We start from the raw sequence: 477 nt of genomic DNA, 5'->3' as shown, positions 1-477 counted from the left end.
GCCGGGAGAGGGTGAGGCGTGGAAAGTACTGTACGTTGACGGTGAAATGCCCCTCGACGATATTCAGGCGCGGGCAGCCATGATACAGCGCGGCAAGGTGCTGACGCAGCCCGGAACATTCGACCCGGAGAAAAGCAGAAAGAATCTGCGGTTCATGGCGCGTTCGCATCAGGAGATTGACGCACCGTTCACCGACCTTGCCGACGAGGACAGAAACGATACGCTGCTTCATGCCATTATCGAAGATGGTTGCAACCTTGTTATCCTTGATAATCTGTCCACGCTGGCGGAACTGGACGATGAGAACGCGGCGAATGCCTTCAACAAGCCAGTTATCTTTCTGCAAAAGCTCAAGTCTGCGAATGTGGCATGCCTTCTTGTGCATCATACCAACAAACAGGGAGACGCATACAGAGGTTCGTCCAAGATTGCTACCACGTTTGAAACGCTGATGATGCTGTCTGCTGTGGAGAACGA

General features: G+C 53.2%; 1 protein-coding gene. It reads left to right on the top strand.

The features are described 5' to 3' along the window. Positions 1 to 477 (top strand): AAA family ATPase (locus EII23_RS12360; RefSeq protein WP_148091293.1); only part of this gene is annotated, 477 nt, incomplete at both ends.

Source organism: Desulfovibrio sp. OH1186_COT-070 (genome assembly GCF_003860215.1).
Lineage (GTDB): Bacteria > Desulfobacterota > Desulfovibrionia > Desulfovibrionales > Desulfovibrionaceae > Desulfovibrio.
Note: the sequence above shows the minus strand (reverse complement) of the source record. Positions and strands in the feature narration are given on the sequence as shown.